Below are 24248 nucleotides of genomic sequence, written 5' to 3' on the forward strand. Positions count from 1 at the left end.
GCGCGTTATGCAAAAACGCAACGTATCCTCCGTCTTAAGAGCACTGCTCGATCAGCACGGGATCTCCCCCACGGAGCTCCACCGTCGCACCGGCGTGCCTCAATCCACGCTCTCGCGAATTCTCAGCGGGAAGATCGTCGATCCTTCAGATAAGCACATCTCGAAGATCGCCGAGTACTTTGCCGTGAGCACCGACCAGTTGCGCGGGCGCGCGGATGTTGCGCCCGCCGCCAACGCCGGACGCGACGAGTTGCATTCCGAACTCAAGGACATAAGCCTGTGGGACGACGACACCCCCGTCGATGACGACGAGGTGTCGGTGCCCTTTCTTCGCGAGGTTGAATTGGCTGCTGGATCAGGAAGATTCGTCATCGAAGAGAGCGAACGCTCCAGCCTGCGCTTCGGCAAACGCAGCCTGCGCCATAACGGTGTGCAGTTCGATCAGGCCAAATGCGTGACGGTACGGGGCAACAGCATGTTGCCGGTGCTGCGCGACGGTGCCACGGTTGGGGTCAACGCGGGAAAATGCGGGATCGGCGACATCATCGATGGCGACCTTTATGCGATCAACCACAACGGTCAACTGCGGGTGAAGCAGCTTTATCGCCTGCCTACCGGTATCCGTCTGCGCAGCTTCAATCGCGATGAGCATCCGGACGAGGACTACAGCTTCCAGGACATGCAGGAAGAGCAGATCGTCATCCTCGGTCACGTCTTCTGGTGGGGCATGTACGCCCGGTAACCCGATCCCTTTCGGATAAAACCCGCCTCGGCGGGTTTTTTTTCGCCTGTAGAAAACCGGGCAACCCTTGATTGGCGGGGCTTCCATGCATCCGCGCATTTCTCGTGCATAAATAAATGCATTTACGCATTGACTGTATATGCATCCATGCATATTCTTGCCACCAAGCCGCTCGACAAAGCGGCTGGCAACAACAGCTCTTTAGTTCCACAAGAACAGGCAGCGATGGACCGGCCTCAACGGTTCAGAGGGTTGGCAACTGACCCGGGTGTGCAGCGTAAAGCACCAGAAGCAGTTATCCGGCGGGCAGGGACCGCGGTCGGAAAAACAATTTGAATGGACTCGTACCGCGCCAGTAGCGCCGAAAAGTCAGCTTCCTTCACGTACACAGGATTGAAGGAAGGCAAAGGAGTGCATTACTGAAAAGCCCGGCGGGTTGCCGGGCTTTTTGGAATGCCTACTGAGCTCATCGCTGCACCCCCCTCTGCAATAAAGCAATCGGCTGAACAACAACCAAGGAAATCAGGATGAACCGTTACGTACTCACAATATATGCGAATTACATCATCGTTCTTCAGGTGCTGGATACTGATGGACCGCTGCCGGCCATACCTCTTGGTGAACCGGATGCCGCATGGCGAGATGTCACCGGTGATACCACCGCGCAACCGGGAATGAGAATGGATTACGGTCCATACGGGGTGACGTTCAGTGCGATCCCCGTCTCCGAGCACGAGTGGATCAACAATGCCCGCATGCAGCAACGGTTCGACGCAGCCGAACGCTGGCTGAGGTTCAACCCGCTGCAATACAGGCTGGATCTTGGCATCGCCAGTCCGGCAGATGAGGCGGCGCTGGTTGCCTACAAGCAGTACGTCGTTGCCGTAAGCGAAGTGAAAAAACAATCCGTGTTCCCGGTGCTCGACTGGCCGGTGGCTCCTTTCTGACTTACTTCCAGTGAAAGCGCATTACTGAAAAGCCCGGCGAATTGCCGGGCTTTTTGGAATGCCTGCCCGATGCAGTCAGATCAACGTATGCCGAGATATCGGCGATCCAATAAGGATGTGAGCAATGAGCTTGAAAAAATATGCACGTGTAGTGAATGGCAAAGTCGACAACATTTTCGAAACTGCCAATCCGATCACCGAAGAATTTCCCGGCGATCAAGTGTGGGTCGACGTTACCGCCACCTTGGCTGGCCAGGTCGATTACGGCCATAACGCAGTCAACACCGACGGCGTCTGGTCTTTTGCACCCGAGTTCCCTTGGGGCCAATCGGTGTTGGGCGAACAACTGCGCAATGAGAAGACGCGTCGGTTCGACAACGTAGTCACTCGTGTCGCCGCCGCCGGTCTGCAATACAAAGTTGATCTGGGCATTGCCACTACAGCGGAGCAGGTGTACCTGGCCGCGTTCAAGGAGTACTGCGTGGCCTTCACTCAGGTCAATAAGCAGCCGGGTTTTCCGGTGACCATCGTTTGGCCTGAGTTGCCGTAAAGGCGCAAGAGCGCACTACTGAAAAGCCCGGTCCCTGTGCCGGTCCCTGTGCCGGGCTTTCTGGAATATCCGCCTGATGCAGGCGCTTCAACAAAGTTTCGCGGCATGAACATGGCCTGGCAGGGAATCAAAAGGATTTGCCGATGTTGAAAGAGTGCCGCTGTGGCAGCTGCAAACGACTGCTCGCCCGGGTGGGTAGGTACACAGAACTCCAGATCAAATGTTCCCGCTGCGGAACATTGAATCATGTGAAGGCCACGAGTCTCGAGCGATCGCCTGTGAGCGACATGCGTGCTGCATCGCCAGCACAACCTGATCAATCTCCTCATAGGTAAAGACATGAATATTCTCAAGAAATACGTAGCTCCGTTTCTCGCTATTGCACTGCTGGGCAATGGCGGCAGCGCAATCGCCGCCAACCTCCTGGTGAACGGCAGCTTTGAACAATCGACATGCGGTGGTGGCTGCATTCTGGACACCCCGGCAAAAACCAATGCCATCACAGGCTGGACGACGTTCCTGTCCGGTGCCGAATACTTCAACATGCCCAATGCCATCGGCGGTTCTGTGGCAGCAGATGGCGTGATGATCGTCGACCTGGCCAACTACGTTTATGGCAACGGTGGCGGGATTCAGCAGAATTTCGCGACCACTCCGGGCGCCAAGTACCGTCTGACTTTCAGTGCCGGCAACTCCCGATTCGCCAGCCGCTCCGGCGACGGTGTCATTCAGGTGAAAGTGGCCGGGCAAACCGCTACGTTCAACACACCGACAGCCAAAGGCGTCGCGGTCGAGTGGAGCACCGTCACTTACGAGTTCACCGCGATTACCGCGCAGACAACTCTGGCGTTTTCCAACGAGCAGAACCCGTACGCCAACTACGCCTTCATCGACAACGTCATTGTCGAGCGCCTGTAACTGCTGAATGCGCGGAACCTGTAGCTGTTCTTCCCCGCTTCAGAGGCGACACCCGTCCGGTGTCGCCTCTTCACTTCTCTTCATTCATCAACGCTTTCAGGAGGCGTGACATGACAACCGAGCAACAAGCATTGGCTGACATGCCGATCTGGCTGGTCATCCTCCTTGCCGTCGTGGGCGGGGTGTCCGGCGAAATGTGGCGCGCCGACAAGGAAGGCGCCCGTGGCTGGCCACTACTGCGACGCCTGGCCCTGCGCTCCGGCGCCTGCATGATCTGCGGTGTCTCGGCGATCATGCTGCTGTATGCCGCCGGGCTGTCGATCTGGGCCGCCGGGGCATTTGGTTGCCTCACTGCAATGGCCGGTGCCGACGTCGCCATCGGCCTTTACGAACGCTGGGCTGCCAAGCGCATCGGCGTCTGCGAAGTTCCGCCGCGCGACCCGCAATAACCCATTCACTTTCCTGTCTCGCTGCACGCCGTGCGGCGGGACTTCGCGTGGACATCAGAAAAAGGAGGTCAAGCATGCCCACACCGATCCAGCAGCCTTCGCAGCTGTTCACGGCGATGGCGACAGCCTTGCGCAACAGCTCCGAGCTGAACGTGCAGGTCGGTAATCACGATGACTTCACGACCCCCGGCGACAAGGCCTGGGTGCTGATCGACATCGAGCGAAATGCATCGGGAGAGCGCGCCGCCACCGGGCGCATTGCCCATGTGCTGACGCTGTCGCTGCAAGTCATTCCGGCGCTGTCTGCCACGGCGTTTGCCGCCTGTGACCTGATCGCCGCCCTGAAGAATCTGGTCACCGACAACCGTTGGGGCTTGCCCGGCGATCAATGCGATCTGCCGATGAACATCGATGGATTACCTTCACTGGCGATTCGCGCCGATCAGCCAAACAAGGCGTGGACCCTGACATTCAACCAGACCCTCTATCTTGGCCCGACCTTGCTCGACGACCCGCTCGGCACACCGAAATTCGCCCGCACCTGGGAAGTCAGCGACATCGACGATCCCGACCAATACACCTCGCTGGAGGCCTGATCGATGTTCGACGCGTTACTGCGAATGCAGCTGGGCCCGATCATCGAGCGCCTGGCCGAGATGGAAGCGGAGATCGAAGACCTGCACCGGCGCGCCGAGAGTTATTGCCGTATCGGCATCTGTCAGGAAGTCGATGCCGCCAGTAACACCTGCCGGGTCAGCCACGGTGGATTGCTCACCCCGGCCATCAAGTTCTTCAACCCGAGTGCCGGCGCGCAGAGCGAGTCGCGGATCCCGACGGTGGGCGAACAGTGTCTGCTGCTGAACTACGGCAGCGGCGAAAGCGGTGCACAAAGCGTGGCGCTGTTCGGCCTGAACAGTGACCGTTTTCCGCCGACCTCGACGATCCCGACGTTGACTCGTCGCGTCCATCAGGACGGCAGCGAAAGCGGCTACGACGACGCCACGCACACGCTGCACTGGCAAAACGGTCCGGCCGCCTTCAACGGTTCTCGCGAAGCGCTTGTGATGAGCATCGGTCCGGCACGGCTGGCGATGACCCCGCAAGCGATCAACCTGCAACTGGGCGCGGTCGGCCTGACCATCGACGCCTCGGGCGTGCATTTCAGCGGCCCGTTGGTGGATCACCAAGGCCGTGTCATCAGCCCCTGAATCAAGAGCTTCCCATGATCGGAATCGATAGAGACAGCGGGGCCACGGTCGACGACTGGCTGCAATTCGTGCAGCGCGCGACCCGGGCCCTGACCACGCCGCTGGGCACCCGGCAAAAACGGCCCTTGTACGGTTCGCTGATCCCCACGCTGCTGGGGCAGAACCTGGGCGACGACATCCTGTTGCTCGCCCAGAGCCACGCGGCCCAGGCGTTCTACAACCCGCAAAACGGCATCGGCGATTTCCAGCCCGGCGTGATCGTCGCCACCCGACAGGGCGCGGGATTGCTGTTGCGATTTGCCGGCACCTGGAAAAACCGCCAACAGACTTTCGAGGTCGTGACATGAGCATGTTGATCCCTGGCCAGAACCAGTTGGCCGAACCCTCCTTGATCAAGGTCGATGCCTTCGAGGATCTGCTCGCCGAGTTCAAGACCTTCGTCGTCGAGTACGTCGGCGCACGCTCGCCGCAGAGCGCGGAAAAGCTCAAGACCAGCCTGGAAAACGAAAGCGAACTGCTGACATTGGCACTGGAGGCTTTCTGCGTTCGCCTGCAAACCCACGAACGCAAATACAACGCCCGGATCAAGCAGATGCTGGCGTGGTGGGCCACCGGCAGCAATCTTGATGCGCGGTTGGCGGACATGGGCCTGGAGCGACAGTTGCTCGATCCGGGCGACCCGGCGGCATTCCCGCCGGTGCCTGCGATTTACGAGAGTGATGATGACGCCCGGCTGCGCTATTACCTGGCGCCCCATGCGCCGGCGGCGGGCTCGCGGATGCAGTATCGCCGCGAGGTGTTCACCCTCGGTGAACGGCCGACAGTGAAAGTCGAATCCACCGATGCGGGTGTTGTGAATGTCACTTACACCTTCGACCCGGACGGCCTCGCCGCGCAGGTCAAGGATGGCAATGGTCGCCGCACCGCGCCCGGCGAAGTGCAAGTTACCGTGCTTGCCCGCGAGGGCGACGGTACACCGTCCCCGACGCTGCTCGAAGGTGTACGCCAACACTTTGCCCGGCCCGATGTTTGTCCGGAGACGGACAAGGTCACAGTCAAAGGCGCAGAGATTCAGCGCTACACAATCCGCGTCGTGGCAAAGATCAATTCGGGCCCGGATTCGGGTCTGACCAAGGTCGCCGCGCAGCAGCATTTGCAGGCCTACGCCGACAGTTGCCATCGCCTGGAAGGCCGGGTCGATCCGAGCTGGATCGACTACACGCTGCACAGCGCCGGCGCCGTGCAATTGCAGATTCTTGAACCGCTGACGCCCATCGTGTGCAGCGCATTTCAAGCGCCGTACTGCACGGCGGTCGAAGTCGAGGTGCAGACGCTATGACCGATCAGACACCGCGTCCGACCCTGCTGCCAGCCAACAGCTCGGCGCTGGAACGGGCCCTCGACATCGGCTTCGGCGCATTGCTTGATCGCGTCGCGCCGCCGTTTCCCGAACTGATGAACCCGGCTTCGACACCTGTCGCGTTCCTGCCGTATCTGGCGGCGGATCGTGGTGTTGCCGAATGGAGCACCGACGCACCGGAAGCAGAAAAACGCCTGACCGTCGAACTGGCCTGGCCCACCGCGCGCCAGGCCGGCACTCGCAAGGCGCTGGAGAACGCCGCCAAAGGTTTGCAACTCAGGCCGGAAATCCGCGCTTGGTACGAACAGACACCGCCCGGCGAGCCTTACAGCTTTTCCGTGCGGGCCTTCAGCGAACAACCCTACAGCGAAGAAATCGACGCCCGTCTCGACCGGCGCCTGGCTGATGCCAAGAGCGAGCGGGACATGCTGTCGGTTTCGGTAGGGCTTAGCGCCTTCGGCAATCACGTCATCGGCGCCGCGACCTTCTGCGGTGAGTTGACCACGGTCTATCCGGTGTTCATCGAAGGGCTCGAGACATCCGGCGAGGCCTTCATGGCGGCTGCGCTGTACACCGTCGAAACATCCACTATTTATCCTCAGGGGGCCTGAATGGCTGACTATTACACCCTGCTCACCAACGCAGGGATTGCCTACGAAACGGCGTGCAAGGCCGCGGGCCTGCCGATCAAGCTGACGCAGATTTCCGTCGGCGATGGCGGCGGCGCGGTCTACAACCCGGCCGCGACGGCTACCGCGCTGAAACGCGAAGTCTGGCGCGGTCCGCTCAATGCGCTGTTCCAGGACGAGAAGAATCCGAGCTGGCTGCTCGCGGAAGTGACCATTCCGCCAGACGTTGGCGGCTGGTATGTGCGTGAAGCCGGACTGTGGACCGACACCGGGATTCTCTACGCCATCGTCAAATACCCGGAGTCGTTCAAACCGGTGCTGGCCACGTCCGGCTCGGGCAAAGAGTTCTACATCCGCTCGATTTTCGAGACCAGCAATGCCTCGCTGGTGACGCTGTTGATCGACGACACCGTGGTCAAGGCCACTCGCGCCTGGGTCATGAGCTACCTCGCCGAAGAACTCGGCAAACTCGACGGCAAACAGTCGGTGCGCGTCGCCGCCACCGCCAACGTGGTGTTGAACGGCGCGCAGCAGATCGACGGCGTAGCGGTGATCGCCGGTGACCGCGTGCTGCTGCCGAACCAGACCCTGGCCAAGGACAACGGCCTGTGGATTGTGGCGAACGGCGACTGGATTCGGGCCAACGATGCCAACGTCAGCGCCAAGGTCACCCCGGGCCTGACGGTGATGGTGGAAGAGGGCACGCTCAATGGCGACTCGCTGTGGCACCTGACCACCAATGCGCCGATCACCCTCGGCACTACCGCGCTGACATTCAAGATGCTCGCGGGGCGTACCGGGATTGCTGCCGGGACTTACAAGAGTCTGAGCGTCGACGAATATGGCCGCGCGACGGCCGGCTCCAATCCCGACACGCTGGCCGGTTTTGGTATCAAGGATTCGTACACCAAGGCTGAAGTCGAGGCGCTGATTGCCAAGGCATCGGCGTTGCCGGTGGGGTCGATTGTCGCGTTCCCGGTTGACTCGCCACCTCCGGGCTTTCTGGAGTTGGACAACAGCGTCAAGAGCAGCGCGACCTACCCGGACCTGAGCGCCTATCTGGGTGGCAAGTTCAACAAAGGGGATGAGGGTGTCGGGAATTTCCGGTTGCCGGAAGCGCGTGGGGAGTTCTTGCGGGGTTGGGATCATGGGCGCGGAGTTGACCCGGGACGGGCGATAGGCGCCTTACAGAGTGACCTCTTCGGCTCCCACAGCCATACCCATATTCCCGACAACTCAAAGGGCATTTCGAATATTGCGGTCGGGACTGTAGCGGGGTCAGGGCAATATGCAGTGACCGATGGCGGTAATGTGACCGGGTTTGTCGGTGGCTCTGAAACCCGTCCCCGCAACATCGCCGTCATGTGGTGCATCAAAGCCTGGAGCGCGCCGGTCAATCAGGGAAACATCGACGTAGCGGCACTGGTCAAGGAAGTTTCCCGGCTTGGATCTGCCGTTCCGGTGGGTGCCGTCATGGCATTCCCGACGGGGATCGTACCGCCCGGCTTTCTTGAGTTGAATGGCAGTGTGCAGAGCACTTCGACTTATCCGGATTTGGCGGCATATCTCGGCACCACTTACAACAAAGGTGATGAGGGTGCAGGCAACTTCCGGTTGCCGGAATCACGTGGTGAGTTCCTGCGAGGCTGGGATCATGGGCGAGGTGTAGACCCAGGTCGGGCGATTGGCAGTTGGGCGCCTGATGAGCTTAAGTCTCACGTTCACCAGGTTGATGCGCCTGCCAATCCGAGCGGATTTGGCCAGGACAAGGTCGCTCGTGGCAACCGCTCCGACAGCAACGGAACACCACAGACGACTGCCACTGGCGGTTCGGAAACCCGTCCGCGCAGCATTGCAGTCATGTGGTGCATCAAGGCCTGGAACGCGCCGATCAATCAGGGAAACATCGACGTCGCCGCACTGGCCAATGAAGTCGCACAGCTCAAATCTTCCGTTCCGGTCGGTGCTGTCCTGTCGTTTCCAACGGGCGTCGTTCCTGCCGGTTATCTGGAGCTGGACGGCAGTGTGCAAAGCATTGCGACCTATCCGGATCTGGCGGGTTATCTCGGCACAAAGTTCAACAAGGGGGACGAAGGTGCGGGCAACTTCCGGTTGCCGGAATCTCGCGGTGAGTTTCTGCGTGGTTGGGATCATGGTCGCGGTGTTGACGCTGGTCGGACAATCGGTAGCTGGCAAAAAGCGACGTTGGTTGCGCACGATGCGGTGACCTCGACAGCGCAGGCTATCCAAGCTGCCGCCTCATCTTGGAAACTCAATCCAGACAATAGTGGGAAGTCTCACCCGGTACTTGGAGGCGACGTTGCCTCTGCGGCCGACTATCCTTCCGCATTTTTCTCTTCTGGCGAAATCACCTCCCCTGTATCGCTGAATCAGGCGGCGCTGTTTACTGATGGGCACCTGGTTGGCACCCGTCCGCGCAACCTCGCCGTCATGTGGTGCATCAAAGCCTGGAACGCACCGGTCAATCAGGGAAGCATTGATGTCGCAGCGCTGGCTCCTCTGGCCCAGCAAGCGACCGAAATCAAACACGGCACAGCCAAACTCGCCACTCAGGCGCTGACCGATGCCGGGGCTGACGACACCACAATCGTGACACCCAAAAAACTCCGCTGGGGATTTCAGATTCTCAAGGAAATCAACGGGTACATCATTTTCCCGTCCTGGCTCGGTGGATTGATCATTCAGTGGGGCAGGGTCTCCGGAAATGGTGGTACGGACATCGCCACCGCATTCCCGATCGCGTTTCCCAATGCCATGTACAGCCTGAACGCGACATTGAACTACACCCCAGGGTCGGCAGTGAACGGGTATGTGGATGTCGGTGTGTCAAGTCTCACTTCGTTTTATGGAAAACATACCTTTCCCGGGGTCACGGTCTTTCATTGGGTCGCGGTGGGCAGTTAAGGAGAGATCATGAAATACGCACTGTTTGACGAGAATTCGAACTTGCAAACCTGCCTGATTGAAGGGGTTCACCCGATCCCCGCTTCGGCAGTCAAAGTCGATGACAAGTTGTTTATCAGGTTGACCCAGGAGGCCGATGGTATCTGGCGTCGAGTAGGCGATGAAATTGTCAAAGCGCCTTTCCCGCAAGTAACTCCTGATTATGCGCAACGGGTCGCCGACGAGCGCTATGAGCGGGAGGACGCGGTCGTTTCTGTGGAAGGTCTGACTGTTGCAACCTCCCGTGACAGCGCGGGGATGATCTATGGCGCTGGCATCTCGGCGATCCTCGATCCTGATTACCGCTGCAACTTCAAAACGCTCGAGGGTTTCGTCGAGATCGGCGCGCAGCAGATTCTCGCGATTGCCAAAGCTGTCAGGGCGCACGTGCAGGCTTGTTTCGACCGCGAACTGGAATTGCTCCAGGCAATCGAGGACGGCACGTACTCCGATGAAATGCTCAAGGAAGGCTGGCCCGATTCCATGCCAGCTTCACCGACCTCCGAGCCACAATAAAACGCCCCGCACCCCGGGGCGTTTTCTTTGACGCCCAATTCATTCAACACCCGCCAAGCCCCTCCCAACGAGGGGCTTTCCCGTTTATGGAGAAACGAAAAATGGCAACCCGCCAAACCTACACCGTGCTCGTTCCATTCCCCACCGGCGGTGGGCACTGGTCGAGCGTCGGCCAGGAACTCGATCTGCTCGACGTCGAAGCCAGCGCATTGCACAGCGCCGGTCGACTGGAGCTGAAAACACCTACCACCAAGGCCGTGAAGGCCGCTGCCAAGAAGGCTGACTGACTATGGCTGAGGTTCTGAACTTCGAGCACAACGGCATTACCGTCAATGCCACCGAATCCCCCGAGGCCATGGGGGGCCTGGGCGACAACGTCATCGGTCTGGTCGGCACCGCGCCGAAAGCCGATCCGCTGATTCCGCGCAACGCACCGTTTCGCATCAACAGCTTCACCACCCATGCGCTGCTCGATCCGACAGGTTCCGAAGAGGGCACCCTGTACCACGCCGTCTACCAGATCCTCAAAGTGGTCAAGGTGCCGGTGTACGTGGTGATCGTCGAAGCGGGCGCGACCCCGGCCGATACCGTCAACGCCGTGATCGGCGGTGTTGAACCGGCCACCGGCCGCAAGCTCGGTCTGGCCGCACTGGGCAGTGTCCCGGAAGACCTGACCATCATCGGCGCGCCGGGCTTCACCGGCACCAAGGCTGTGGCCAGCGAGTTCGCCTCGTTCGGCAAGCGCATCAAGGCCCGTGTGGTGCTGGACGGCAAGGACGTCTCGGTCGCCGATCAGGTGCTGTACAGCCAGGAACTGGGCGGTGCGGATCTCGGTTTCGACCGTTGCCTGGTGGTGCACAACATGCCTGCCGTGTACTCGAAAGCGGCGAAGAAAAACGTGTTCCTCGCGCCATCCAGTCTGGCGATTGCCGCGCTGGCCAAGGTCAAGCAATGGGAAAGCCCGGGCAACCAGGTGACCTACGCCGAAGACGTGTCGCGGGTCGTGGAATACAACATCCTCGACACCTCCACCGAAGGCGATCTGCTCAACCGCTACGGCGTCAGCTACTACGCCCGCACCATCCTTGGCGGCTTCTCGCTGCTGGGCAACCGTTCGATCACCGGCAAGTTCATCAGCTACGTCGGTCTGGAAGACGCGATCAGCCGCAAGCTGGTGAAGGCCGGCCAGAAAGCCATGGCGAAGAACCTGACCAAGTCGTTCATGGATCAGGAAGTCAAACGCATCAACGACTGGCTGCAGACCCTGGTCGCCGACGAAACCATTCCCGGCGGCAGCGTGTATCTGCACCCGGAACTCAACAGCGTCGAGAAGTACAAGAACGGCACCTGGTACGTGGTCATCGACTACGGCCGCTACGCGCCGAACGAACACATGGTTTATCAACTCAACGCCCGCGATGAAATCATCGAGCAGTTCCTGGAGGACGTTCTCTAATGTTTACCAACCGTAATAGACAAGCCATCGCGGCCACCCTGCAAGGCCTGCCGCTGTCGGCGACCGTGGAGGAATTCACCCCGCCGAAGATCGAATTCGATGTGGAAAACATGACGGGCGGGCGCTTCATCGTCGAGGAAATGGCCAAGAGCGCCAAGGCACTCGGCGCCAAGCTGATCCTGCAGGGCACCGGCCCGGAAATCATGCTTGCACTGGGTGTGAAGCTGGGCGAAGACATCCTGCTGAACGTGCGCGAAGCCGGTCAGGATCAGGACGGCAACACCTGGTTCACCTACCACACCGTGGGCGGCAAGCTGAAGATCCTCGATGAGGGCACGATCAAAATGGGCGAGAAACCCAAGACCACGCTGGAGCTCTCCTGCCGGACTTACACCCGCCTGGAAAACGGCGTGCCGGTGATCGACATCGACGTGCGCACCCAGAAGTTCGTGCTCAACGGCGTCGACATCCTCGGTGATGCCCGTCGTGCGGTGCTGATGCCGTAAGTCTCGGCCAGAGGCAATCACAAAACCCTGTGGGAATGGGCAAACCCCGCTCCCACAAGGGAATGCAACACCCCTCAAGAATCACCAAGGAATTCATACATGTCGTGGATGCCACCCAAGCATGACCTGTTGTCGCCGATTACCGGCGACGACGGCTCGCAGATCGAATCGATCCAGCTCAAGCCGCTGTTCTACGCCGCCCAGAAAGAAGCACTGGAACGCGCCGGCGACGACGAAGACGACCAGTTCTTCGAACTGGCGCTGCTGGCCACCGGCTTGTCGGTCAAGGAACTCGACCAGCTCAAGCGTCCGGACTACGTGACCATCGCGCAGTACGTTCACGAATTCTCGACCCGTCCGGCGTCGTTCTTTCTCGAACAGGTCGAAGACGCGGAAAAATCCGATGATCCCGATCAGGTGCAACTGCTGTTGCCGCTCGCCGTCACCGGCCGCACCGTGACTTCGCTGAGTCTGGAAATGCCGGCGCTGCGGGCCACCAAAGTGATGAAGAAACTGAAAACGGCCAAGGAACGCGCCGAGTTCATCACCGCCCATTGCACCGGCCTGATGATCCCCGATCTGGCCCTGTTGAGCGTGCCGGACTGGACGCAATTGCAGGTGCGCATCGACGATTTTTTAAACCAGCCGGCGGCCTTCTTTCAGAACGCGACATCGAAGTAATCCTCGATATCGTGCCGCTCATTTACCCGGTAAGTGAGGCGGAAATTCTGGAGTGGGACGCCGAAAAGGCGTTGCGCCGCTACGACATAGCGATCACTCGCCTTGGCGTGAAACAGGAGTAGAGCGGCATGGCAGAGAGCAAGATTTCGCTCATGAATGCCGGCGACAGCGCCGGCGCAGGGTTTGGCAGTATCACTCTGAGCAGGGCTGCGCTCGCAGGTGCTGGGCAAACCGCGTTGGTTCAGACCAGCGACCTGCGCCAGGCACTGCTGACGGCCAGCGGAAAAATCGTGCTGCTGACTTCGGCAATCGATGCATTGAGCGTGACCCTGTCCGCCTTGCGTGGGTTGCCACAGGCTGCGAGTGCCGGAGCGAAGAGTGAGTCATCCGGCGGGCAGAAAACACCGGAAAAATCCTCCGGGGGCGCTGAGCCTCCCGAGACGCGCAAGGCGGCGATGACCATGGATTCGGCAGCGGCCACTCTTGCGAGTGTGGCGCAGCTTTCCCGCGATGACGGGAAAGACATGGCCCTCACTAGCCTGAAAATGGCCAGTGCCACTCTGGTGGCCGCCGGAGGCACTACCGGGGTTGAGCTGGTCAGGATTGAAACACTGGCAGCCAAGGCGGGAGTCGGCAGCGAAGCGGTAAACGCCGAGGGCAAGAAACGCGAATTGCTCACTTTTGCCAGCGATGCGGCCATTACTGCATCGGCATTCAAAGTTACCGGGCTGGAAGCCGGTGAAATGTTGAAGGTCTGGCGCACTTCGATGAAGCTCTCGCGCGATCAAGCCCTTGATCTGGCGGATGCGGCCAATCATCTCGGCAAAATACCCGGAGATGTCCAGGCGGCTGATATTGGTTCTGTTCTGCAGCAATCAGGCGAGGCGGCAATCAGCGCAGGCTTGCAGCCTGAGCAGGCCGCGGCATTGACGGCAGCGCTGCTGAACAGCGGCGCGAAAAAAGACGATGCCGGCAATGCGTTGAAGAACATTTCCGATGCACTGGGCAAGGGCGATCAAGCCTCGATGGCCGAGAAAGGTGCCTGGAAGCAACTGGGCCTGGATCCCAAGGCAGTGGCCGAAGCCATGCGTGATCCTGACAAACAGAATGCCCAAGGCGCTGTTCTGTCGGTGCTTGCGGCCTTGAATACCAGACCGGTGGAGCAGCGCTCGACATTGGCCCGGACATTGTTCGCGGACAGTGGAGACGCCGCGTTGTCGCTGTCTCAGGACCTCGGCAAGGTGAACGAAGCCTTTTACCTGGTCAGCGACAAAAGCCGATACGCGACATCGAAGCTGGGTGATAAAAGCTCGGTAAGGGAGTCCGCACAGGCACTTGCCAATACTCAGCAGGGGCAATGGAACATCAGGAATGCCCGTGAGGAACGTTTGGCGGTCGCCAAAGGCAATGCACTGGCGCCGGATATCGAAACGCCCGGTGAGAGCCATTCGATAGACAGGCTGAGCGATCTGGCCGAGACCTACCCGAAAACCACGGGTGCAGTTCTGACGGCGACGGCCTGGATCAAACCGGTGTTCGACGCCGTGACCGATGCGGTGGTCGGTGAGCTAAAAGATCGGGGAGGCAAATGGATCGTTGATAAAGCTGCCAGTTACCTTCCCGGTCGTTCAAAGCTCGGCTTGTCTGCAGCAACCTCTGCGACGGCCGTGGTTGAAACTCAGGGCTTGGCTCTGGCCAGTCGCAGTGCCAGCGCTGGCAACGGTCTGAAAATACTCGAACAGACTGCAAGGGTTGCTGCCCCGGGGCTGGAGCCTGTGCTCGCATCGGTGCAGCCGGCCTCGCGCTGGATGCCTTGGCAGGCGAAGGCGGCGATTGGTGCTTCGGCTGTCGCCGCAGGTATTGCCAGCGGTGACAAACAGCAGATCGCGCAAGGTCTCGGTGCCGCTGGTGGCGCCTGGGCCGGTGCGGTCGCCGGCAGCTCAATCGGCGCCTCCATAGGAAGTGTGGGGCTGGCGCCGGGCATTGCACTTGGCGGTTTGATTGGTGGACTGGTCGGGGGATGGCTGGGCGCTGAGGGAGGAGGCTTTTTAGGTGAGAAACTCATGTCCAGCGCGCCGGACAAACTCGCACCGCCGGCCGAAGTCGCCAAAGACCTGGCTGGCGCACAGACGCAAAACCAGCAGGTTTCCTTCTCTCCGACGATCCAGGTCAACTGTCCTGCCCCCGACACTGCCCAACAGATTCAGTCGATTATCGAGCAACAGATTTCCGGTCAATTCCATGGCCAATTCATGCCGCTGCTGATGGGCGGAAACCCACTCGGGACGCGTCGTGATGCAGCCCTGACTGACGGAGCCGGTACATGAAACAACAAATGGCACTGGGCAGTTTCATCTTCGGTTTGTCCCGGGATTTTGCCTACAGCACGCTGTCGCGAAAATCCGAGGGTGGCTGGACCGAGTTGCAGATCCTCAACAGCAAACCCAGATCCCATCAGACAGGACAAAAGCCTGAAACCCTGACCATCTCCGGTACCTCGATGTACGCCGTGGGGATGGAACGGCTCGATGAACTTCGTGCGCTGCAAGCACTGCGTGCACCGTTGCCGTTGATTGACGGCATCGGCCGCAACTGGGGTTTGTGGCGGATCAACAGCATCGACGAAAACCAGAGCGAGGTCATCGATGACGGCACCGCGATGGTGATCAAGTGGGTCATCGGATTGTCGGAGTTCAACAATGCGTAAGGTACGAAGCGTGGCCGGTGATTCGGTGAATCTTTTGCTGTACCGCGAAACCGGTCGCAGCGATGACAGCGCCGAAGAAGCCCTGTGGACACTCAACCCGACCCTGGCCGAGCAGGGCCCGATCCTGCCGGCCGGTGTCTGGGTGACGCTGCCGGAACTCGATTCGAAACCCGCCGCAATCAAACCGGTTCTGGCCTGGGATTAAGGAGGCTGCATGGCACAGGGATTTACGCCGGCGATCGAAATCTACGGCGCCCACAAGGACCTGCTCAACCAGCGCCTGATCAGTTGGGAACACATCGATGCCGCCGGGATGGAGTCCGATCAACTGACGCTGGTGATCGACCTGGAAGGCCTTGAAGGCTTGCCGACCCTGGGCGGAACCATCGGGTTGCGGGTGGGGTATCTGGAGACCGGGCTGGTCGAAAAAGGCCAGTTCAAGGTCACTCGACTGACACCCACGCTGTTCCCGCTGCGCCTGACGCTGGTCGCGACCGCCGCGCCTTTCAGCGGCAAGGACGACACCGGATTCAAGGAACGGCGCACGGCCAGTCATGGCCCTACAACCCTTGGCGGACTGTTTCGCGAGCTGGTCTCGAGACACGGATTCTCGCCGCGCGTGGATCCCGAACTGGCGCTGATCAGGATCGCTCATGTCGACCAGTCGAACGAAACCGACATGGGCTTCATCACACGCCTGGCGAAAAAGTACGACGCGGTGGCCAAACCGTTCAACGACCTCTACGTACTGGCGAAACCGGCACAGCTCAAAAACCTGTCGGGCCAGGTCATACCGGACGTCAGGCTGGCGGTCACCCACAACAATCGACCGGGCGATCACGCCTTCATCAGCGCCACGCTGGAAGAAACCGCCCGCACCCAGAATCAGGGTTGCAAAACCTCATTCTGGGACAGTGCGCTCGGCAAGCTGCGCGAAGTGATCACCGGTTCCGAACCCTATAAGGTCATCCGCCAGAAACTGGCCAGCGAAGAAGAAGCCAAAGCCATCGGCGAGGCCGAAGTGCGCAAGATGCTGCGCGAGAAATACAAGCTGAAGGTCACCTGTCCGGGCGATCCGTTGCTGGCGGCCGAAGGTCTGCTGGTGCTCGACGGTACCTGGCCGGATTTCATGCGCGGGCGCTGGTCGATTGAAAAGGTCACCGCCAGTGGCAAGCGCGAAGAAAGCTATCGCTGTCTGATCGAAGCGACCGGTCGGGATCCCGAGGCAAAAGCCAGGGACTGATCCCCCGGTCTCACCGCCACACACCTCACTGTGGTCACTCACACATCCTGGAACGCTCCCCATGAAGATCTCCCCGATCCTCACGCAGCTGCGTGCGCAATGCCCAAGCCTTGCCGGCCATATCGCGACAGGTGTCGACCTGGTGCTTCTGCAAGGCGACCCGAATCTGCCGATGCCCTCGGCCCATGTTTTACCGCTGGAGGATCTGGCCAGCGCCAGCACCGCACAGAACTCCGCCATCCAGCCGATCCGCGACCGCTTCGAAATCGTCCTGGTGCTTGATGCCACGGACGCTACAAAAGCGCTGGATCTGTTGCACGACCTGCGCGCCGAACTGTGGCGTGCGCTGGTGGGTTTCAAACCCGATTCCAACTACAGCGCCATCGTTTACGACGGCGGCGAAACGGTCTCGATCAACAGCAGCCGCGCGTTCTACCGGCTGCGCTTTTTCGCTGAGTTCCAGCAGGGCCGCAATCTGCCAAGTCAGCCTGCGGAGAGTTGGCACGAACGCGAACTGGACGGTTTGTCGTCCTTTACCGGGGCCACCGTGCGGGTCGATGCGATCGACCCGGCCGACCCCAACCTGAAACGCCCGGGCCCTGACGGGCGCGTGGAAATGACTTTCTCTGGAGACGTAACCCCATGAGCAACCGCATCACCGTAGTGCCGGCCGCCGGCCGTGCCGTGCCGGACCCGGAAGCCGGCGACCTGCTGCCACTGGAAGGCCGTGAAGTGCTGGACAGCGCCTGGTGGCGCCGGCGTCTGGCCGACGGCGATATCACCCTCAAAACCGCAACAGCCAAACAAAAGGGAGCCAAATAATGGCGATCGGATTCAGCAACATTCCTGCGGACATTCGTGTACCGCTGTTCTATGCCGAAATGGACAATTCGGCCGCCAATAGTGCGTCCTCGTCCATGCGCCGCCTGATCGTGGCGCAGGTCAACGACAACATCGCCCCGGGCGAAGTCGGCAAACTGGTGCTGGTTTCCAGCGTGGCGCTGGCCAAGAGCATTGGTGGCCAGGGCTCGATGCTGGCGTCGATGTACGAGACCTTCCGCAAGGCCGACCCGATCGGTGAGATCTGGTGCCTGCCGCTGCACAACGCCACCGGCGCCATCGCCAAAGGCGTGCTGACCCTGACCGGCACCGCGACCCAGGCTGGCGTGCTCAACCTGTATGTCGGCGGCGTCCGCGTCCAGGCTACCGTGGTCAACGGTGCCACCGCTGCCCAGGCGGCCAGCGCCCTGGCCCAGAAAATCAACGCCACCGCCGATCTGCCGGTGAGCGCTGCGGCCGCTGAAGGCGTCGTCACTCTGAACGCCAAATGGACCGGCGAGAGCGGCAACGACATCAGCCTGCAATTCAATCGCCTGGGCAAGAGCAACGGCGAAGAAACCCCGGCCGGCCTGACCACCGCGATCACCGCCATGACCGGCGGCGTCGGTGTGCCGGACCAGGTTGAAGCGGTTGCTGCACTGGGCGATGAGCCGTTCGAATTCATCGCACTGCCATGGTCCGACCTGGCCACCCTCAACACCTGGCAAGCGGTGATGGACGACAGCACCGGTCGCTGGTCGTGGGCCAAGCAACTGTTCGGTCACGTCTACAGCGCCAAGCGCGGCACCGTCGGCACGCTGGTGGCAGCCGGTCAGGCACGCAACGACCAGCACATGACCATTCAGGCGCTGGAGCCGGGCGTTCCGCAACCGGTGTGGGTACAGGCCGCAGCACTGGCTGCGCGCACGGCGGTGTTCATCTCCGCCGACGCCAGCCGTCCGACCCAGAGCGGCAGCCTGCCAGGCGTCGATCCGGCCCCAGCGAGCGAGCGCTTCACCCTGACCGAGCGTCAGTCGTTGCTCAACTACGGCATCGCCACCGCGTACTACGAAGGCGGCTACGTGCGCATCCAGCGCTCGATCACCACCTACCAGAAAAACGCCTACGGCCAGGCTGACAACTCGTACCTGGACAGCGAAACCATGCACCAGTCGGCGTTCATCGTGCGTCGTCTGCAAAGCGTGATCACCAGCAAGTACGGTCGCCACAAACTGGCTTCCGACGGCACCCGTTTCGGCGCCGGCCAGCCGATCGTCACCCCGGCGACCATTCGCGGCGAGCTGATCGCCCAGTACGCCAAGCTCGAACTCGAAGGCCACGTGGAAAACGCCGAGCTGTTCGCCGAGCACCTGATCGTCGAGCGCGACGTGCAGGACCCGAGCCGCGTGAACGTGCTGTTCCCGCCGGATTACATCAACGGTCTGCGCGTGTTCGCACTGCTCAACCAGTTCCGCCTGCAGTACGACGACGTCGCCTGATCGGCCCGTTTGACACTGTGATTTCAGCCCACCTTGCGTGGGCTTTTTATTTGAAGGGAGTAACACCATGGGTCAACTGATTGCAGGCACCTGCTACGTCAAGGTCGACGGTGCACAACTGACTATCAACGGCGGCTGCGAAGCCCCGCTGATGGCCGTCAAACGCGAAACCGTCGTGCCGGGTTTCTACAAGGAAACCGACATCGCGCCGTCGTTCAAGGTGACCGCGCTGCACACCGCCGACTTCCCGCTGAAGAAGCTGATCGAAGGCACCGACATCACCGTCACCTGCGAATTCAGCAACGGCAAAGTCTATGTACTGGCCGGTGCCTACCTGGTCGAAGAACCCGTCTCCAAAGGCGATGACGCCACCATCGAACTGAAATTCGAAGGCATCAAGGGGACCTGGCAATGAGCGGCGCCGTGAAGCTTCAGGTTGCGATCGAAGCTCACGGCGAGCCCCTGACCGAACTCGTCCTGCGCCGTCCGACGGTGCAGGAGGTGCGAGCGATCAAGGCGCTGCCGTACAAGATCGACAAGAGCGAAGAGGTCAGCCTCGACATGGACGTGGCGGCCAAATACATCGCCGTGTGCGCCGGCATTCCGCCGTCGTCGGTCAACCAGCTGGATCTGGCTGACCTCAACGCGCTGAGCTGGGCCGTTGCGAGTTTTTTCATGAGTGCGGCGTCGGAGCCATCACCGACCTGATTTCGGTCGCCTATGACCTGGCCTGGTTCTGGAAGGTTGACCCCGAACAGATGATGGCCAGGCCACTGGATGTGCTTCGCGAATCGCTGGAGCACGCGCAACGGATCAATGCGATGCAGCAGGTGCAGTGATGGCAGAAGAAACCAAAGCTAAAGCGTCGGTGCTGCTTACCGGCATCGACGAACTGTCACCCAAACTCGGCGCCCTGCGAGTGAAGGTCGATGACTTCAAGAAAAACCTCGAACAGACCGGCCTCGGCAAACTCGACATCAGCGGTCTGTTCAAGGGCGGCAGCGTGATTACGCCGTTCGTGGACGGCATCAAATCGGCTGCGGCGTTTCAGGGCAAGCTTGCCGAGGTCAGCGAGACGGCGAAAACCGTCGACCTGCCGGAAACACCGAAAGCCGCCGCGCAGAACATGAATGTGTTCAGCGCATCCATGGAGAAGGTATCCGCTGCGGTGGACGCCGCACTGGTGCCGGCGGTGGGCGCATTGGTGGTCGGGCTGGAGCCGATGCTGACCCAGGTCGGCAGCCTGCTGGCCGACAACCCGAAACTGGTCGAAGGCCTGGCAGCGGGGGCGATTGCGTTTTCCGCCATGCAGACCGCCGTCACCGGTATGACTCAGGTGATGGACGTCATGAGCATGGTGCTCAAGACCAACCCGATCATGCTGATCGCCATGGGCATTGCCGTGGCGGCCGGTTTGATCGTGGCCAACTGGACACCGATTTCCGCGTTCTTCACCGGATTGTGGGAGAGCGTGAAAAATGCCGGGGCCAGTGCAATGGCGACATTGCGCTCGGTACTCGACTGGCGGCCGCTGGAGGCACTGGCGGCGCTGTGGGAACCGGTCACCGGTTTCTTCTCGGGGATCTGGGACAAGGTCAAGGTCGTGACCGCGCCGGTGATCGACTTCTTCAAGTCGGTTTTCTCGTGGTCGCCCGCAGGCCTGATCCTGGAAAACTGGGGGCCGTTGACCGGTCTGTTTTCGGCGATCTGGGAACTGCTCAAGGCCTTGAGTGTGCCGGTGATGGCGTTCCTCAGAGACCTGTTCGACTTCTCGCCGATGCAGATGATCAACAGTGCGTGGGGCGGTGTTGTCGGGTTCTTCGAACCGATGCTCAGCGGCCTGCGAAAGGTCGCGCAACCGGCTAAAGATTTTCTGGTGTCGTTATTCGACTTCTCGCCCATGCAGATGATTACCAGCGCCTGGGGCGGTGTTGTTGCGTACTTCCAGCCGGTGTGGACGACGCTGCAATCGGCCGTGCAAAGCACCCGGGATACGTTGCGGGCACTGTTCGATTTTTTCCCGATGGAAATGATGACCAGCGCCTGGGGTGGTGTTGTCGGATTCTTCGAACCGATCTGGACGGCACTGCAAACGTCAGTGCAACAGGTCAAAGGCTTTTTCACCGGTCTGTTCGAGTGGTCGCCACTGGAGCAGATTGCGCAGTACTGGCAGCCGATCGGTGAGGTTTTTTCGGCGCTGTGGGGTGTTGTGCTGGCGCTGTCCGCGCCGGTCGTGGACTTTTTGCACGGCCTGTTCGAATGGAAACCCCTGGATCAGATCATCGAGAGCTGGGGGCCGATTGTCGGGTGGTTCGGCGAGTTGTGGCAAAAGCTGCAAACCGTCATCGCGCCGATCAAGGAGTTGTTCGATGGAGGTTTCGCCGGGCTGATCGCCAAGGTCACCGGCAAGGTCGAAACCCTGACTGAAGCGCAACGCCAGACCAATGCCGAAGGCAAGGGTGAACTGGCGCCGGCCTTCTTCGGTGCCAGTCCGAAACCCGAGGGTGGCAGTGCGTTGCAGGGCGGTTCGTTGCCGCAATCCTCTGGCGCCCTGATCCAGCAAAGCGCCGCCAACAACCGCACGCAACTCGAAGGCGGCCTGACAGTACGCTTCGAAAACGCGCCGGCGGGGCTGCGCACCGATCAACCGCAAACCAATCAACCGGGGCTGGCGCTCAGTTCGCGCATCGGCTATCGCTCGCTCTCCATGGGAGGTTCCAATGAACTGGCGTGACCGTTTGTTGCCGGCATCCTTTCGCGGTGTCGGTTTCTGGATCGACCAGGCGAAAACCCCGGTCGGTCGCAAGGGGCAGTTGCACGAATACCCGCAACGCGACCTGCCGTTTTTCGAGGACCTCGGCCAGCAGGCCAAGACCCACGATCTGACGGCGTTCATCATCGGTGCCGATTGCCTGGAGCAGCGCGACAAGCTGCTCCAGGCCCTGGAGCAGGGCAGCGGCGAACTGGTGCATCCGTGGCTGGGGCGCTTGCAGGTCAAGGTCGGCGAGTGCGACATGACCCATACCCGCCAGGACGGCGGGATGGTGACGTTCAGCCTGAAGTTCTACCCCGACCGGCCGCTGCCGTTTCCGACGGCGACGGTCAGCACGCAAAAAGTCCTGCTGATCAAGGCCGACGGTTTGCTCGGCTCGGCGGTGGCGCGTTTCGAACAGGCGATGACCCTGATCAAGGCGGCGCGGATCGGCATCGCCAATCTGCGCAACAGCCTCACCGGGGTGTACGACGTGATCAAGGAACAGCTCAAACCGCTGATCGCGCAGTACAAGCAGATCACCGAACTGGTCAGAGCCGTGAAGGAGCTGCCCAAGGAAGTGGCGGCGGAGTTCAAGGGGTTGCTCGGCGATATCAAGGAGCTGAAGGCATTCGCGAAGGAGGGCTACCGTGGCGTGATTGCCGACGTGTCCCAACAGATCGAAGCCATCCGCAAGGCCGACGCGCCGAAAATCACCACCGGCAAGGACACCAACGCCGCCGCGCAAGCGATGGCCAACCTGGTGCAGGACACGCTGATCGTCAAAGTGGCGCAGTGGGTGGCCTCGATGCCGGTGGCGTCGACACCGGTGAAACTGACCTCGACACCCTCGCTGGACCAGCAATCGAAGCAGCCGGTCAGCCGTCAGGAAGTTCCGGTCACCGACGATCTGCAAGCCCTGCAAAAAGAGTTGAACGAAGCGCTGCAAAAGGCCCAGGACAAGGCCGACCCCGCGCACTATCAAGCCATCGCCGATGTGAAGGAGGCGCTGATCGCGCACCTCAAGGCCGTGGCTTCGTCCGGTGTGCGACTGGTCAGCAAAACCTTTCAGGAAACCTTTCCGGCAGTGGTCGTGGCCTACAAACAGTTTGGCGACGCCACCCGTGTGACCGAGGTCATTCAGCGCAACGGTCTGTCTCATCCGAGCTTCCCACCCAACGAAGTCAAAGTTTCCCGGGAGTGAGCCATGAGCGAGATGGACAACCGCGTCACGCTGACCGTCAACAACATGGAGTACGGCGGCTGGAAAAGCGTGCAGATCACCGCGGACCTGGAGCGTCAGTTCCGCACCTTCAAACTCGACATCACCTGGCAATGGCCGGGGCAGACCGTGGATCAGCGGATCAAGGCCGGCGACCCGTGCGAAGTGCGGATCGGCCAGGATCTGGTGCTCACCGGTTATGTGTTCAAGGCCCCGATCAGCTATGACGGGCGGCAGATCAGCCTGAGCATCGAAGGCAGTTCCAAGACCCAGGATCTGGTCGATTGTGCGGCGCGAAATATCCCCGGCCAATGGCAGGATCAATCGCTGTTGAGCATCGTCCAGGCCCTGGCCGGGGAATACACGCAGTTTGTGGTCAACGAAATTCCCGAGACCGCACGCCTGAGCAAACACACCATCGTTCCGGGTGAAACCGTGTTTCAGTCGATCGACCGTCTGCTCTCGCTGTACCGGGTGTTTTCCACCGATGACGCCGAGGGGCGGCTGGTGCTGGCCAAACCGGGCAGCGGCGGCCGCGCGAGCGATGCGCTGGAGCTGGGCAAGAACATTCTCTCGGCCAATGCGCCGATGGATCACAGCCAGGTGTTCTCCGAATACAAGGTGATCGGCCAGCAAAAGGGCAACGACAAGAAGAGCGGGGCGGCAGCCAGCGAAGTGGAATCGACGGCGACCGACCTGAGCTTCAAACGCCGGCGCACCACGATCATCAACGAGGGCTCGCAACTGACGTTCGAACTGGCCCAGCAGCGGGCCCAGTGGGAAAGCGCCACGCGCATGGGCCGGGCGCTGACCACCACGTATCAGGTGCAGGGCTGGCGCCAGTCCAACGGCGATCTGTGGCGCCACAACACGCTGGTGAAGGTCAAGGATCCGGTACTCGGCTTCGATGGCGACATGCTGATCTCCAAGGTTACGTATTCGTTGTCGGCGCAAGGCTCGGTGACCACGCTGCAAGTGGCGCCGCCGCATACCTTCGACGCCAATCCGACGCCCCCGAAAAAAACCTGAGCCTGACGCCGAACCTGACTGGCATCACCTGACCCTGTGGGAGCGGGCTTG

29 protein-coding genes are annotated in these 24248 nt (G+C 60.7%); all 29 read left to right on the forward strand.

Annotated elements, in window-relative coordinates; translation table 11 throughout:
- Nucleotides 1-7: 7 nt before the first annotated feature.
- The 29 genes from AWU82_RS16155 (at nucleotide 8) to AWU82_RS16295 (ending at nucleotide 24197) form a co-directional block, all read left to right on the forward strand.
- On the forward strand, nucleotides 8-742 hold the full coding sequence (locus AWU82_RS16155) for an XRE family transcriptional regulator (RefSeq protein ID WP_045121746.1): 735 nt from the start codon (nucleotides 8-10) through the stop codon (nucleotides 740-742).
- 527 nt (nucleotides 743-1269) lie between these two features.
- Nucleotides 1270-1689, forward strand: coding sequence for a tail fiber assembly protein (locus tag AWU82_RS16160; RefSeq protein WP_064379027.1), 420 nt, complete (start codon nucleotides 1270-1272; stop codon nucleotides 1687-1689).
- A gap of 124 nt (nucleotides 1690-1813) precedes the next feature.
- Nucleotides 1814-2239 carry a tail fiber assembly protein gene (locus AWU82_RS16165; protein ID WP_223290640.1) on the forward strand — a complete coding sequence of 142 codons (426 nt, stop codon included), beginning with the start codon at nucleotides 1814-1816 and terminating at the stop codon, nucleotides 2237-2239.
- Nucleotides 2240-2382: 143 nt separating this feature from the next.
- The gene (locus tag AWU82_RS16170) at nucleotides 2383-2574 is read left to right on the forward strand and encodes a Com family DNA-binding transcriptional regulator (RefSeq protein WP_084776901.1); all 192 of its coding nucleotides are present in this window, start codon (nucleotides 2383-2385) and stop codon (nucleotides 2572-2574) included.
- Nucleotides 2575-2578: 4 nt separating this feature from the next.
- Nucleotides 2579-3157 (forward strand): DUF642 domain-containing protein, encoded by a 579-nt coding sequence (locus AWU82_RS16175; protein WP_064384039.1) that lies wholly within the window; start codon nucleotides 2579-2581, stop codon nucleotides 3155-3157.
- A 110-nt stretch (nucleotides 3158-3267) separates the two neighbouring features.
- Complete coding sequence (locus AWU82_RS16180; protein ID WP_064379028.1) at nucleotides 3268-3606, forward strand: phage holin family protein; 339 nt, start codon at nucleotides 3268-3270, stop codon at nucleotides 3604-3606.
- A 74-nt stretch (nucleotides 3607-3680) separates the two neighbouring features.
- Entirely contained in the window at nucleotides 3681-4202 is a 522-nt protein-coding gene (locus AWU82_RS16185; protein WP_064379029.1) for a hypothetical protein, read from the forward strand.
- Nucleotides 4203-4205: 3 nt separating this feature from the next.
- A complete protein-coding gene (locus AWU82_RS16190) occupies nucleotides 4206-4814 on the forward strand; it encodes a phage baseplate assembly protein V (RefSeq protein ID WP_064379030.1) in 609 nt (202 codons plus the stop codon).
- Between the two features lie 14 nt (nucleotides 4815-4828).
- Nucleotides 4829-5161 (forward strand): hypothetical protein, encoded by a 333-nt coding sequence (locus AWU82_RS16195; protein WP_007954853.1) that lies wholly within the window; start codon nucleotides 4829-4831, stop codon nucleotides 5159-5161.
- Nucleotides 5158-6153 (forward strand): baseplate J/gp47 family protein, encoded by a 996-nt coding sequence (locus AWU82_RS16200; protein WP_064379031.1) that lies wholly within the window; start codon nucleotides 5158-5160, stop codon nucleotides 6151-6153. Before AWU82_RS16195 ends, AWU82_RS16200 begins: the two co-directional genes overlap by 4 nt.
- The gene (locus AWU82_RS16205) at nucleotides 6150-6785 is read left to right on the forward strand and encodes a phage tail protein I (RefSeq protein ID WP_064379032.1); all 636 of its coding nucleotides are present in this window, start codon (nucleotides 6150-6152) and stop codon (nucleotides 6783-6785) included. Before AWU82_RS16200 ends, AWU82_RS16205 begins: the two co-directional genes overlap by 4 nt.
- Nucleotides 6786-9728 carry a tail fiber protein gene (locus AWU82_RS16210; RefSeq protein WP_085655606.1) on the forward strand — a complete coding sequence of 981 codons (2943 nt, stop codon included), beginning with the start codon at nucleotides 6786-6788 and terminating at the stop codon, nucleotides 9726-9728. It abuts the gene before it with no gap.
- Nucleotides 9729-9737: 9 nt separating this feature from the next.
- Complete coding sequence (locus AWU82_RS16215) at nucleotides 9738-10283, forward strand: DUF4376 domain-containing protein (protein WP_064379033.1); 546 nt, start codon at nucleotides 9738-9740, stop codon at nucleotides 10281-10283.
- Nucleotides 10284-10384: 101 nt separating this feature from the next.
- The gene (locus tag AWU82_RS16220; protein WP_039771239.1) at nucleotides 10385-10570 is read left to right on the forward strand and encodes a hypothetical protein; all 186 of its coding nucleotides are present in this window, start codon (nucleotides 10385-10387) and stop codon (nucleotides 10568-10570) included.
- Nucleotides 10571-10572: 2 nt separating this feature from the next.
- The gene (locus tag AWU82_RS16225; RefSeq protein ID WP_064379034.1) at nucleotides 10573-11739 is read left to right on the forward strand and encodes a phage tail sheath protein; all 1167 of its coding nucleotides are present in this window, start codon (nucleotides 10573-10575) and stop codon (nucleotides 11737-11739) included.
- Nucleotides 11739-12245, forward strand: coding sequence for a phage major tail tube protein (locus AWU82_RS16230; protein WP_064379035.1), 507 nt, complete (start codon nucleotides 11739-11741; stop codon nucleotides 12243-12245). The genes AWU82_RS16225 and AWU82_RS16230 overlap by 1 nt, the downstream gene beginning before the upstream one ends.
- A gap of 99 nt (nucleotides 12246-12344) precedes the next feature.
- On the forward strand, nucleotides 12345-12926 hold the full coding sequence (locus tag AWU82_RS16235; protein ID WP_064379036.1) for a phage tail assembly protein: 582 nt from the start codon (nucleotides 12345-12347) through the stop codon (nucleotides 12924-12926).
- A 128-nt stretch (nucleotides 12927-13054) separates the two neighbouring features.
- Nucleotides 13055-15253, forward strand: a complete 2199-nt coding sequence (locus AWU82_RS16240) for a phage tail tape measure protein (protein WP_064379037.1) — start codon at nucleotides 13055-13057, stop codon at nucleotides 15251-15253.
- Nucleotides 15250-15633, forward strand: a complete 384-nt coding sequence (locus tag AWU82_RS16245) for a phage tail protein (protein ID WP_064379038.1) — start codon at nucleotides 15250-15252, stop codon at nucleotides 15631-15633. Before AWU82_RS16240 ends, AWU82_RS16245 begins: the two co-directional genes overlap by 4 nt.
- Complete coding sequence (locus AWU82_RS16250) at nucleotides 15626-15838, forward strand: tail protein X (RefSeq protein ID WP_064379039.1); 213 nt, start codon at nucleotides 15626-15628, stop codon at nucleotides 15836-15838. The genes AWU82_RS16245 and AWU82_RS16250 overlap by 8 nt, the downstream gene beginning before the upstream one ends.
- A 9-nt stretch (nucleotides 15839-15847) precedes the next feature.
- Nucleotides 15848-16876, forward strand: coding sequence for a phage late control D family tail protein (locus AWU82_RS16255; RefSeq protein ID WP_064379040.1), 1029 nt, complete (start codon nucleotides 15848-15850; stop codon nucleotides 16874-16876).
- A gap of 61 nt (nucleotides 16877-16937) precedes the next feature.
- Nucleotides 16938-17522 (forward strand): phage tail terminator protein, encoded by a 585-nt coding sequence (locus AWU82_RS16260; protein ID WP_064379041.1) that lies wholly within the window; start codon nucleotides 16938-16940, stop codon nucleotides 17520-17522.
- Nucleotides 17519-17698, forward strand: a complete 180-nt coding sequence (locus AWU82_RS16265) for a DUF2635 domain-containing protein (protein WP_007954893.1) — start codon at nucleotides 17519-17521, stop codon at nucleotides 17696-17698. Before AWU82_RS16260 ends, AWU82_RS16265 begins: the two co-directional genes overlap by 4 nt.
- Nucleotides 17698-19194, forward strand: coding sequence for a phage tail sheath subtilisin-like domain-containing protein (locus AWU82_RS16270; protein WP_064379042.1), 1497 nt, complete (start codon nucleotides 17698-17700; stop codon nucleotides 19192-19194). The genes AWU82_RS16265 and AWU82_RS16270 overlap by 1 nt, the downstream gene beginning before the upstream one ends.
- A 67-nt stretch (nucleotides 19195-19261) precedes the next feature.
- Nucleotides 19262-19609, forward strand: coding sequence for a phage tail tube protein (locus tag AWU82_RS16275; RefSeq protein ID WP_007908779.1), 348 nt, complete (start codon nucleotides 19262-19264; stop codon nucleotides 19607-19609).
- Nucleotides 19606-19902 carry a phage tail assembly protein gene (locus AWU82_RS16280; RefSeq protein ID WP_003222226.1) on the forward strand — a complete coding sequence of 99 codons (297 nt, stop codon included), beginning with the start codon at nucleotides 19606-19608 and terminating at the stop codon, nucleotides 19900-19902. Before AWU82_RS16275 ends, AWU82_RS16280 begins: the two co-directional genes overlap by 4 nt.
- 130 nt (nucleotides 19903-20032) lie before the next feature.
- Entirely contained in the window at nucleotides 20033-21928 is a 1896-nt protein-coding gene (locus AWU82_RS16285; protein ID WP_064379043.1) for a phage tail family protein, read from the forward strand.
- A complete protein-coding gene (locus AWU82_RS16290) occupies nucleotides 21915-23150 on the forward strand; it encodes a DNA circularization protein (RefSeq protein WP_064379044.1) in 1236 nt (411 codons plus the stop codon). The genes AWU82_RS16285 and AWU82_RS16290 overlap by 14 nt, the downstream gene beginning before the upstream one ends.
- 3 nt (nucleotides 23151-23153) lie before the next feature.
- Complete coding sequence (locus AWU82_RS16295; RefSeq protein WP_064379045.1) at nucleotides 23154-24197, forward strand: phage baseplate assembly protein; 1044 nt, start codon at nucleotides 23154-23156, stop codon at nucleotides 24195-24197.
- Nucleotides 24198-24248 lie beyond the last annotated feature (51 nt).

The organism is Pseudomonas glycinae (assembly GCF_001594225.2).
GTDB classification, from domain to species: domain Bacteria; phylum Pseudomonadota; class Gammaproteobacteria; order Pseudomonadales; family Pseudomonadaceae; genus Aquipseudomonas; species Aquipseudomonas glycinae.

What these genes read in the sequence shown, in the direction of transcription:
- AWU82_RS16225 (WP_064379034.1), top strand. Translation starts at nt 10,573, where the DNA reads ATGGCTGAGGTTCTGAACTTCGAGCACAACGGCATTACCGTCAATGCC.
- AWU82_RS16230 (WP_064379035.1), top strand. Translation starts at nt 11,739, where the DNA reads ATGTTTACCAACCGTAATAGACAAGCCATCGCGGCCACCCTGCAAGGC.
- AWU82_RS16195 (WP_007954853.1), top strand. Translation starts at nt 4,829, where the DNA reads ATGATCGGAATCGATAGAGACAGCGGGGCCACGGTCGACGACTGGCTG.
- AWU82_RS16245 (WP_064379038.1), top strand. Translation starts at nt 15,250, where the DNA reads ATGAAACAACAAATGGCACTGGGCAGTTTCATCTTCGGTTTGTCCCGG.
- AWU82_RS16205 (WP_064379032.1), top strand. Translation starts at nt 6,150, where the DNA reads ATGACCGATCAGACACCGCGTCCGACCCTGCTGCCAGCCAACAGCTCG.
- AWU82_RS16255 (WP_064379040.1), top strand. Translation starts at nt 15,848, where the DNA reads ATGGCACAGGGATTTACGCCGGCGATCGAAATCTACGGCGCCCACAAG.
- AWU82_RS16280 (WP_003222226.1), top strand. Translation starts at nt 19,606, where the DNA reads ATGAGCGGCGCCGTGAAGCTTCAGGTTGCGATCGAAGCTCACGGCGAG.
- AWU82_RS16240 (WP_064379037.1), top strand. Translation starts at nt 13,055, where the DNA reads ATGGCAGAGAGCAAGATTTCGCTCATGAATGCCGGCGACAGCGCCGGC.
- AWU82_RS16185 (WP_064379029.1), top strand. Translation starts at nt 3,681, where the DNA reads ATGCCCACACCGATCCAGCAGCCTTCGCAGCTGTTCACGGCGATGGCG.
- AWU82_RS16180 (WP_064379028.1), top strand. Translation starts at nt 3,268, where the DNA reads ATGACAACCGAGCAACAAGCATTGGCTGACATGCCGATCTGGCTGGTC.
- AWU82_RS16190 (WP_064379030.1), top strand. Translation starts at nt 4,206, where the DNA reads ATGTTCGACGCGTTACTGCGAATGCAGCTGGGCCCGATCATCGAGCGC.
- AWU82_RS16155 (WP_045121746.1), top strand. Translation starts at nt 8, where the DNA reads ATGCAAAAACGCAACGTATCCTCCGTCTTAAGAGCACTGCTCGATCAG.
- AWU82_RS16250 (WP_064379039.1), top strand. Translation starts at nt 15,626, where the DNA reads ATGCGTAAGGTACGAAGCGTGGCCGGTGATTCGGTGAATCTTTTGCTG.
- AWU82_RS16160 (WP_064379027.1), top strand. Translation starts at nt 1,270, where the DNA reads ATGAACCGTTACGTACTCACAATATATGCGAATTACATCATCGTTCTT.
- AWU82_RS16165 (WP_223290640.1), top strand. Translation starts at nt 1,814, where the DNA reads ATGAGCTTGAAAAAATATGCACGTGTAGTGAATGGCAAAGTCGACAAC.
- AWU82_RS16235 (WP_064379036.1), top strand. Translation starts at nt 12,345, where the DNA reads ATGTCGTGGATGCCACCCAAGCATGACCTGTTGTCGCCGATTACCGGC.
- AWU82_RS16215 (WP_064379033.1), top strand. Translation starts at nt 9,738, where the DNA reads ATGAAATACGCACTGTTTGACGAGAATTCGAACTTGCAAACCTGCCTG.
- AWU82_RS16220 (WP_039771239.1), top strand. Translation starts at nt 10,385, where the DNA reads ATGGCAACCCGCCAAACCTACACCGTGCTCGTTCCATTCCCCACCGGC.
- AWU82_RS16260 (WP_064379041.1), top strand. Translation starts at nt 16,938, where the DNA reads ATGAAGATCTCCCCGATCCTCACGCAGCTGCGTGCGCAATGCCCAAGC.
- AWU82_RS16175 (WP_064384039.1), top strand. Translation starts at nt 2,579, where the DNA reads ATGAATATTCTCAAGAAATACGTAGCTCCGTTTCTCGCTATTGCACTG.
- AWU82_RS16200 (WP_064379031.1), top strand. Translation starts at nt 5,158, where the DNA reads ATGAGCATGTTGATCCCTGGCCAGAACCAGTTGGCCGAACCCTCCTTG.
- AWU82_RS16170 (WP_084776901.1), top strand. Translation starts at nt 2,383, where the DNA reads ATGTTGAAAGAGTGCCGCTGTGGCAGCTGCAAACGACTGCTCGCCCGG.
- AWU82_RS16290 (WP_064379044.1), top strand. Translation starts at nt 21,915, where the DNA reads ATGAACTGGCGTGACCGTTTGTTGCCGGCATCCTTTCGCGGTGTCGGT.
- AWU82_RS16295 (WP_064379045.1), top strand. Translation starts at nt 23,154, where the DNA reads ATGAGCGAGATGGACAACCGCGTCACGCTGACCGTCAACAACATGGAG.
- AWU82_RS16275 (WP_007908779.1), top strand. Translation starts at nt 19,262, where the DNA reads ATGGGTCAACTGATTGCAGGCACCTGCTACGTCAAGGTCGACGGTGCA.
- AWU82_RS16210 (WP_085655606.1), top strand. Translation starts at nt 6,786, where the DNA reads ATGGCTGACTATTACACCCTGCTCACCAACGCAGGGATTGCCTACGAA.
- AWU82_RS16270 (WP_064379042.1), top strand. Translation starts at nt 17,698, where the DNA reads ATGGCGATCGGATTCAGCAACATTCCTGCGGACATTCGTGTACCGCTG.
- AWU82_RS16285 (WP_064379043.1), top strand. Translation starts at nt 20,033, where the DNA reads ATGGCAGAAGAAACCAAAGCTAAAGCGTCGGTGCTGCTTACCGGCATC.
- AWU82_RS16265 (WP_007954893.1), top strand. Translation starts at nt 17,519, where the DNA reads ATGAGCAACCGCATCACCGTAGTGCCGGCCGCCGGCCGTGCCGTGCCG.